The organism is Photobacterium nomapromontoriensis, assembly GCF_050336815.1.
In the GTDB taxonomy this organism is placed as follows: Bacteria; Pseudomonadota; Gammaproteobacteria; order Enterobacterales; family Vibrionaceae; genus Photobacterium; species Photobacterium nomapromontoriensis.
The window spans coordinates 26,955-36,406 of record NZ_JAKJSL010000061.1 but is presented as its reverse complement, the minus strand read 5'-3'; the positions used below and the strand labels follow the sequence as shown (position 1 = coordinate 36,406).

The 9,452-nt window shown below is 44.2% G+C and carries 2 protein-coding genes and 3 pseudogenes; 2 read left to right on the top strand and 3 right to left on the bottom strand.

Annotated features, from left to right (window positions below):
- A pseudogene (locus tag L4D12_RS23305) lies at positions 1-270 on the top strand (hypothetical protein); the annotation flags it as partial.
- Positions 263-5,035: an OmpA family protein gene (locus L4D12_RS23300; protein ID WP_428450221.1), complete on the top strand. Its 4,773-nt coding sequence runs from the start codon at positions 263-265 to the stop codon at positions 5,033-5,035. The pseudogene L4D12_RS23305 and the gene L4D12_RS23300, both read left to right, overlap by 8 nt.
- An 80-nt stretch (positions 5,036-5,115) precedes the next feature.
- On the opposite strand, the pseudogene L4D12_RS23295 reads toward L4D12_RS23300, so the two are convergent.
- The 3 genes and pseudogenes from L4D12_RS23295 to tssH form a co-directional block, all read right to left on the bottom strand.
- Positions 5,116-5,277, bottom strand: a pseudogene (locus L4D12_RS23295) (helix-turn-helix domain-containing protein); the annotation flags it as partial.
- 80 nt (positions 5,278-5,357) lie between these two features.
- Positions 5,358-6,744 (bottom strand): annotated as a pseudogene (locus tag L4D12_RS23290) (sigma-54 interaction domain-containing protein); the annotation flags it as partial.
- Positions 6,731-9,397 (bottom strand): type VI secretion system ATPase TssH, encoded by a 2,667-nt coding sequence (gene tssH / locus L4D12_RS23285; RefSeq protein ID WP_428450220.1) that lies wholly within the window; start codon positions 9,395-9,397, stop codon positions 6,731-6,733. The gene tssH and the pseudogene L4D12_RS23290, both read right to left, overlap by 14 nt.
- Positions 9,398-9,452: the final 55 nt, after the last annotated feature.

Genomic DNA, 9,452 nt, shown 5'->3' with positions numbered 1-9,452 from the left:
GATATGTGGTTCACTGGACCTGATCAAAAAACCATTTACCGAGCACTAGAAAAGCCAACCGCGAATAGCCCAACCGTTGAAATGACATACACATATCATGCGATGAAAGGCAGTAATTACGTGTCTAAATCTGGTTATGGCTTTGGTTTTAGCCGTTATGTTCTTGAACACAGTGCAACGGAAAAATGGAGTGATGCATTATACCCGTTGCCGAGTTACCGCGATCTAGAAAAAGCGAAGGCGGTTTTAGAGGCGCGTAACAATGGCTAGAGCGAAAATCGAAAAAAAATCCGTGTATCTGATGGGACAACTGGTTGGCCCGGATGGAAAAGCGATTGACGGCAATGGCCTCTACCCATTGCCAGGCTTTGCGCTTACTTTGCCAGAGTTGAGTGTGGGTGAGGGGGTAGATGACAGTAAGAGTCAGAATGGATTGCCACTGTATTTTAGTGATTCAGCCGGTCGTCTACAAGCCTGGAATAGTCAGATTCAGTCGGTCAATGAATTAGAAGGGCAGACATATTCGTTAGCGTCATCACCCTTGTTACTCTCTATGAATAAAGACACGCTAAAGCCGATTTACATACCGCCTTACCTCATTCCTGCTGCAGTGATGTCTCAAAACACCAAGTGGACGACGGAGCTGAAGAAAATTGTTGATAAACGAGCTGAAAGCAGACAACTTAACGAAGTTGATATTACCACGATCAAAAACAATATAATTAATGAAGACCGAACCAAGGATAAGTCTCTCAGACGTTTTTTGGACCCAGATTTAGCGAAATTCTTTATCAACAATGCCGAAGAGGCAGAGGCGGTACTCCGCCATAAAGAAGAGGCAGCGGCGGAACCCCTCCATAAAATAGGCGCTTACCAACGGCTTTATAATCAACTTTACAGCGGTAATTATACCCACGATTTTCATTTTGTTCGCATTCCTCAAGTATGGACGATTAACCTGTTTTTTTCGGCCGACTATTTTGAAGGGGCAGAGGTTACGTTGTCGGGGCAGCCAGAAAACTTAATCATCAAGGGTGATGCTCGTGAATATACAGATAAGATCATCAGCCGAGTGAGGCATGTAGATTATTTTGACATTGCTAATCAAGATGAAAATACAGATAAAGCGAAGAAAATAACACAATACGTTGCAACGTTTTGGATTACAGGCGGCCACTTAGATAACGATGATCAAATAAAACAGTTAGTGCGTTTTGATATTGATTTGAACAGTATTGAATATTATTGGGCTGATGAACCGAAGGTGGCTAAAAAAGCATTAGCGTCGATAGCTAAGCTTGGTGTTCCCGGAAATCGTTACTCACTGTCTGAGCAGGTGCTGCACTTACCTATTTACTCGATCGCCGGGCGCAGTGTGTTGGTTTCAGGGGACCCTATCTCGGTGGAAGAGGCTCTGTTCCAGCATGCTCCGGAGACGTTTAAAGGCTGGGTGGATTGGAGTAAAAATCAGCCATACACCAGTGAAAATAAAGCCGCGCCAGGGGCTCAGCCATCGATCAACATCTTAAATACGCTGGGTACATACAAAGGATTGATCGAAGCCTCGGCCTCCGGAGTGATGGACCCGTTAAGTATGACCACCGTTCACAAGGCCTTCAGTGCGGGTTTGAACGAGGAGGATGCAGGTGATGCGTATAAAGCCTTAACATTGGCGGTGGGCATTGATGCGAATGCGAAAAGCTTTATTACATTTGCCCAGGAATTGGAGCCGCCCGCAAAAGGTGCGCTAGAACCAGTGGCTAACCTTGTCGCGGCGTTTAGATGGAGCGATGAGGTGGGAGAGAATCTGCCCAAACTCTTCACTATCCCTCCGGCATTAAGACAGTTCTGGCACAAGGTAGATGATAAGATTCTCATACCATTAAAACCATTGGCTAAAGCGATTGAATTTGGGTTAGATAAGCCATTTGGTTATGCGCAGCTTGTCTCGAGTGGACTGGACATTTACAGTGGCGTTCAAAATTCTGAAGCCGCATTTAAGGCCTATATTGAAAAGTCGATCGACTATGGTCAGAAAACGCAATCGCTAATTTCTACGTTATCGCTGAGTGAAGAAGCGGATCGACAAACATTGTTAGATGCAGAAGCTGAACATAAACAAGCGTTACTTAAAGCCTTTGCTGATGAAAGCGTCCGTCATAAGGTATTACTCAACGGTAAGCCAATGTCAGTCAAACAAAAAGCAAAAGAAGGTGAAGCCAGTTACCTAACGCTGTTTTTTGACTTTGACAGTGCGGAAGACACACTCTCAACGTCTGATCTGAGTTTAATTTCTAAGGTGGCGAGCTATCTGAGTAAGACTCAATCAGAAATGACATTGAGCATTGAGGGTTATACCTGTGATATCGGCTCTCTAGAATACAACTTACGCCTTTCAGAGAGGCGTGCGTTGTCACTGAAGTCAGCGATTATGCGACAGTTAGGTTCAGACGCAAGTAGGTGGGATAATCGAATTATAGCGCTTGGTAAGGGCGAATTTTCAGGTAATGATAAAAAGAATCGGCAAATGAGTCGTCGTGCCGAAATGAAATTTCATCTTAATACCGCGTTTGACTATCCGGTGTGCCGAAGTTGGTTGTTGGCGCTTGAAAAGAATCGTCAAAAAGCCGTATCAGCAGAGCTCAAGGTACATAATGATCTATGGAGCTTTGCTGGGCAAGCGTTCGATATAGCACTTGGGTTTGCCGCACCATTACTCGGCCCATCAGCCGCCATCGCTTATGGTATTTACTGGTCTGGAACGACACTCACCTCCACGTTGGCTGTCGCGGAACAAATTCTGCAAAAAAAATTGGCAGATTACAAAACAAAACAGAAAATGTTTTCGGAATTTGATGTGGTTGGTCAAGCGTTACTGTATCGTGATGTCGCTTCATTTAACGAATTAAGTGTGCTAGGTAAAGCGTACATAAAACGAGCCATTGCACTGAATGGCTTGTTGCGGTTACTTCTGCTGGATGCACAAGTTAAATCGTCCTATTTTATTTCAGAATACAATGCCGTTTCCAATATGACGCCCAGCCAAAGCGATCTTGATATTGGTGGTTATATTTGTACGTACATTCTCAATGACAATTGGGATATTGGGGGCAGTTGGTTACCGTCATTTCACCTTGATGAAGCTTGGCTAGAAACAAAAAATATTGATCGCAGTGGTGCAGAAAGCCTACTGAGTTTCTCTGCGATATCGAGCTATGTGTATTATCGTGTCAAGCAGTCGCAGACAGGTAAAACATCGCTTGAGCAAGCTCGGCCTTATCAGAAATATTGCCCTGTACATGTTTTGGCTGATCCCAGTTTGAACCAACTTAAGTCTTTTTTGAAGACGCCAGATTTAAGTAAGCTTGATAGTAAGATCTTTGCTGAACATTTGGTGTCGGTGAAGGTAGAAGGGCGTTGGCAAACGATTGAGCAATTGGTTAATGCCGATGAGGTAATATGGCCAACAATGCCCGTTCGCGTTCTCATTATACTTGATATGAAAGACAAAAACTTACGTACTTTCAATGACGAAAATACACTTAATCTTGTTCCGATTGGCGTGAGACCAATAAGACAAAACAAAGTGTTTGACGATATTGGTTCTTACACGACCGAGTATGTGCATGAAATCGCACCTGAATCACTGATAGATACAGAGAAAAAGTTCTTATCAAGCAAAAATCTACTGGAAAAAAACACGGCACTCTATGGTGTTGTTATTAGCCCAACGTATTACTTTGGGTGCAATATTCTCAATGGTATCAAACCTATTGCTGACGATTACGGCAGCAAAGAGTGGAAGTCAGTGTTTGGAACACCCGATGAGCAAGAAAATGCGCAATATGATATGCGTTATATGCTTGAAGTTGGCGTGCCGGGGATAAAACGTTCAGAAAAAAAACTGACTTATCGACGTAAGTTCAGATTCAAAAATGAGAATGGTCAACGAGATGAGATTAGCACTGACCACGCGTTTATTTTTACCCTGGCGATGACCAGGGAAAAGCATTCCGTCTTCTATGAGAAAAGCTTTTTGGCCCGTAAAGCGCAGAAATCGGTTGGTTATCCAGAGTTGTTTTCTAACAGTAATGCGACCCTCTTTATTCATGATCCAAGCGTTCAATCTTTGATTCCGGGCGATGAATATAACCATATGATGGAAGCGTTGGGGTGGACGAAAAAAAGCCCACGCTATGATACCTCTGCACATGCGAGCAAATTATTAATTTTGGTTAGTACTAAAGCGGTGGATGATGCAGATACTCGCCTCAAAGCAGGCGGTTTTGAAATGCACCAAATCCCGGTAGATGTGGTACTCAAAGGAAATGATACCCAGCATAAGTATAAAATCGATATTACCGAAAAGAAGCACTTATATCCTTTGGGTAAGATTAGCGTTGATACAAAGAAAAGACAGGTTGGATTTAGTGCCAAACCCGTTATTGAAGACTTCTTTGTACTTACTCAATTCCTTGAAAAAAATATCGTAGAACTTGTTGATGATCTCATCGTTAAGGAAATGAGTTTCCCTAGCTTGATTGATGAACCCGTTGATACTGATCTTTATGCGATGGAAGTTCCATTAGAGTATCTTAATGTGACGGGCAAGAAAGTTGCTGGTTTGCGCCCATTTATATCGCAAAAGGGAATGGAACCGTTAATTTGGGTCGATATAGAGGGTAAGAAAGGGCTTGGATTAACGGTTTCTTCATCAGAATTACCAGTAAGTAAAATCGATGTTTCTGAGCCGACGCTATTTACCAATGCAGAAATTCAATTCAATAGAACATGGTATGAGATGGACAAGCAGGAATTTAAACACGTACGTGCCTATACGGCTAGTGCTACGGGTTATTATGATCAGGATGTTCACAGTTATTCAACCAATAAATTAAAGCACGAAGTATCTCGGTTAGAAAATTGGATCAAAGCAAAACCAGAGATGAAAGAGTACATATCATCTGAGGATGTCGCACTTTCTGAACAGCGGGTAAAAATGCTCAGAGAATGGTTGCTTGATACCAGTCAATAACAAAGGAAAACCGCCTCAAAGCAGGCGGTTTTTTCTCTTAAACGTACAATAACGCACCCTAAAGGTAAGCCAAATAACACTTACCCTGCCGCAGAGATATCGTATTTCTTCATCTTATGATTAAGCGTACTCAGCGGTAGAGAGAGCTGTTCTGCTACGCGTTTAGTGTGCCAATGGCATGCGTTTAAGCAATCTAGAATCACAGTGCGTTCGTATTGGCTTACTACTTCTTTTAATCCCATGGATTGATCATCATCCCCCTCGGAGACTGGGGCTGATGATTGTCTTGTGGGCACAGGAGACGGGTGTACGTATTCACTGACTTGAACATCTTCAGGGATTTGGTCACCAAACTCGATATGAGTGATGGTTTCAAAATCTGATAGAAGAACCGAACGCTCAATTATGTTTTTTAATTCACGGACATTACCCGGATAAGAGTAGGCGAGAAGCTGCTTTCTTACATTGGCGCTTAAACCCGGAGACTGAGGCAACCCGAGCATGTTTGTTGTGTGAGTAACAAAGTGCTCGGCCAGCGGAATGATATCCGCTTGTCTCGCTCTCAGAGGAGGCAGTGTGATAGGGAAAACGTTCAGGCGGTAGAACAAATCCGCCCTAAAACCGCCATCCTTGATTTGCTGCATCAGGTTACAGTGTGTCGCGGCGATAACACGGACATCCACGTTGATTTCTGTGGTCGCACCAACTGGACGAAATTTACGTTCCTGAAGTACACGCAAGAGCTTAGCTTGCAGCAACAAGGGCATATCGCCAATTTCATCTAAGAAAAGCGTGCCGCCATTGGCCGCTTCAAAGAGACCGACTTTATCTTTATCTGCGCCAGTAAACGATCCTTTTTTATGACCAAATAGTTCAGATTCCAGTAATTGCTCTGGAATGGCGGCACAGTTTTGCACAATGAGCGCTTGGTCTGAACGGTTTGAGTTTTCATGGATGTATTTAGCGATAACTTCCTTACCAGAGCCCGTTTCTCCGCGCAGTAATACGTCGACAGGCAATGAAAGCACCTTATCAAGCCGATTTAAGACATTGAGCATATCTTCGCTTTCAGCGATAGGGCCTTGGTAGGCTTTCTGTGTTCGCTTTTTGAGTTGGGTGTTTTCTCGAACTAATGCTTGGTTGTCGGCACTCAAATTTTTAATGACTTGGCCATATTGTTCTAGCCAAACGGCTTGGCGAATGTGACTAGCCGCCATGCGACAAAACTCGGTCAGGGCTGTTTCATTATCGATGACACTGAGATCGAGCAGTACCAGTAAGCCAATGGTTTTATTGTCGTTATCAATGAGTGGCCACGCCAATAAGTTGTCACTTTTTAGACCGAGAGCTTGCTCGGTTTGGTAAATGCTTTCACAGTCATAGCCATTGTATTTGTACAGCTCATTGATTAATACCACTTCGCCATTATGAATCGCAAAGTTGAATGGGTCTGTCTCACTGGCAGAATCCAACTGAAGCGGTTCCCATGGGTGGGTGATAATCGCTTTGTTATTGTGGTGCGCGGTGCTTGGTATCAGTGCTTGCCCCGTTTGGTCAAGCACGTAGATGATACCATGTTTGGCAAACGTCATTTGCCTTGCCGCAGTTAATACGGCATCGAGGCTTTGCGTCAACTGACTGCGATCAGCCAATGATTGGCTGATCGCAAGTAGTGCGTTACTGAGCTCGCTATGGTTAGCTGAACGCATAGGTTAGTGTTCCTTGCTCATTGACAGATACTTCAATTTGCGTGTGTGAATCGTCTTTCCCGTGTACAAGTAGCTGAGTTGATAACTGAGGCAGTAATTGGCGGTTGATCACCGCATCAATGTTACGTGCCCCCGTCTCAGCTAGACGGCAGTTACCCAGTACAAATTCAACCAAACTGTCTTCGTAACGTAGAGTCAGTTTATGGTGATTCTGTAGGCGCTGAGAGACCTTGTTCAGTTTGTGGTGGATAATGTCTGTCATTGCTTCGTCTGAAAGCGGCAAGAACGGCAGTACTGAGATTCGGGCTAACAATGCTGGCTTGAAGTGCTGGTTCAATGTCGGACGAATAGCGTCAGCAACACTGTTGGCATCAATGTCTTTTACTTGCTGCACGAGAGATTCAATTTCATGCGTTGCAAGGTTACTGGTCATGATGATTAGGGTGTTTTTGAAGTCTATAGTACGGCCTTCACCGTCGTTTAATGTTCCTTTATCAAACACTTGATAGAACAGATTGAGTACTTCAGGATCGGCTTTTTCGACTTCATCGAGCAGAACCACAGAGTAAGGACGCTGACGTACTGCTTCTGTCAGCATGCCGCCTTCACCGTAACCAACATAACCTGGAGGTGAACCAATGAGGCGAGAAACCGTATGTTTCTCTTGGAATTCAGACATGTTGATGGTTGTCATGAAGCGTTCGCCACCAAACATTTGGTCAGCAATCGCGCGAGCGGTTTCAGTTTTACCTACACCACTGGGCCCTACAAGCAGATATACGCCCGTTGGTGCGTCAGGGTTTCCTAATCCTGCTTTTGTCGTTTGGATGCCTTCAGACAATGCATCGATTGCAAATTCTTGACCTTTTATGCTCTTAGTGAGGCTCTCTTTGAGTTTCAATGTGGTTTCAGCTTCGTCTTGAAGCATTTTCCCCATAGGAATACCAGTCCAGTCAGAGATAACATGACTGACTTCGTCCGGGCCAACTTCAAAGTGAACCAGCGGGTTGCCGCCACGAATGGTGTCTAGTTTTTCTTGGCAAGCTGAAATCGCAATACGCACGCTTTCTTCGTTCATTTCAGCGTACGGTGAAACCTCTTTTTCACCATCGTTATCAGAACAAGCTTCTACCTCTTCGCTTGAAACAAGTTGATGCAAGCGAGAACGTAGCGCAATCATTTCTTCAATTTGTGTTTTTTCTTCTTGCCACTGTTCTGTCAGTTCTGCGAGTTCTGCTTTTGTGTCTTCCATCGCTAATTTAAGGTCTGGAATGGTTGATAAGCTGTGTTTGTCACCAGTCTGTTGACGGGCGTCGCGATCTAATGCTTCGAGTTCACGTTGCTGAGCTGCCAGTTTTTGTTGTAGCGTTTCTACAGATGCTGGAGCTGCATTTAGGCTTATATTTACACGAGCACAGGCAGTATCAAGTACGTCGATGGCTTTATCCGGAAGTTGACGACCTGAAATGTAACGCGCGGAAAGGGCTGCTGCGGCAGTGATTGCATCATCGCGCACATATACATTGTGTGATTTTTCATAAGCCGGACGGAGGCCGCGGATGATTAGCGCTGCTTGTTCTGGTGATGGCTCGTCTAATTTCACGAGTTGGAATCGACGTGCCAGCGCAGGATCTTTTTCAAAGTATTTTTTATATTCTGACCAAGTTGTCGCTGCGATGGTTTTGACTTCGCCACGTGCTAGCGCTGGTTTGAGCAGGTTGGCAGCATCGCTACCGCCAGCTTGGTTACCACCACCGACAAGGGTATGCGCTTCATCAATGAAAAGGATAATGGGTGTCGGTGAATTTTTTACTTCATCTAATACGGCATTAAGGCGTTTTTCAAATTCACCTTTAACACTTGCGCCTGCCTGTAGCAGTCCCATATCCAAACCGTAAAGCTCGACACCTTTTAGGTTGTCTGGCACATCACCTTGAACAATTTTAAGCGCTAACCCTTCTACAACAGCTGTTTTACCGACCCCTGGCTCACCGACTGCAATAGGGTTGTTTTTACGACGACGAGCGAGAATGTTAACAATTTGACGGATTTCTTGATCACGGCAGAAGACAGGGTCAATTTCGCCGTTACGTGCTTTGCCAGTAAAGTCGGTTGTAAATTGGCTAAGCGCTGAGCCGTCTTCGCGTGCTTGCGTTTTTTCTGATGTCGCCACCTGAGCTTCCAGTGAATGGCTGGTCAACTCGGCGAAATTACGTTTCAGGCTGTCCGGATTAATGCTTCCTAAAATAGAAGCGTAGCCATGCTGTCCATAGCGAAGAGGGTTACTAACAAGAGTAAGAAGCAGGGCTCCTGACCGGATTGTTGTTTCTGAAAGGTCTAGAGATGATACAAGCCAACTTTCTTGCAGCCATTCGATCAATAAAGCTGAAAATACGGGCTTGCTACCATTGCCCGTTGTATTTCTATCTAGGGTAGAGCGGATAGATTGTCTCAGTAAATGTTCAGAACAGTCAAAATGACTTAATAAGACGTCAAAATCACTATTTGGCCTTTCTAAAAGACTCAATAAATAATGTTCGATTTGAACTTCGTTCGCTTTTTCAGAAACGGCAAGTGCCGCGGCATCTTCTAATGCGATTTTTGCAATAGGATGGAGACGCTGAATTAATGAAGAAAGATTAATGTTTATCATGGGTTGATTATTGGTTAGAGAAAAGAATGTGATGCCTATTATACTGAAATTGAAA

Bases quoted from the DNA above. Each gene is read 5' to 3' on its own strand.
- L4D12_RS23300 (WP_428450221.1), top strand. From the start codon at position 263: ATGGCTAGAGCGAAAATCGAAAAAAAATCCGTGTATCTGATGGGACAA.
- tssH (WP_428450220.1), bottom strand. From the start codon at position 9,397: ATGATAAACATTAATCTTTCTTCATTAATTCAGCGTCTCCATCCTATT.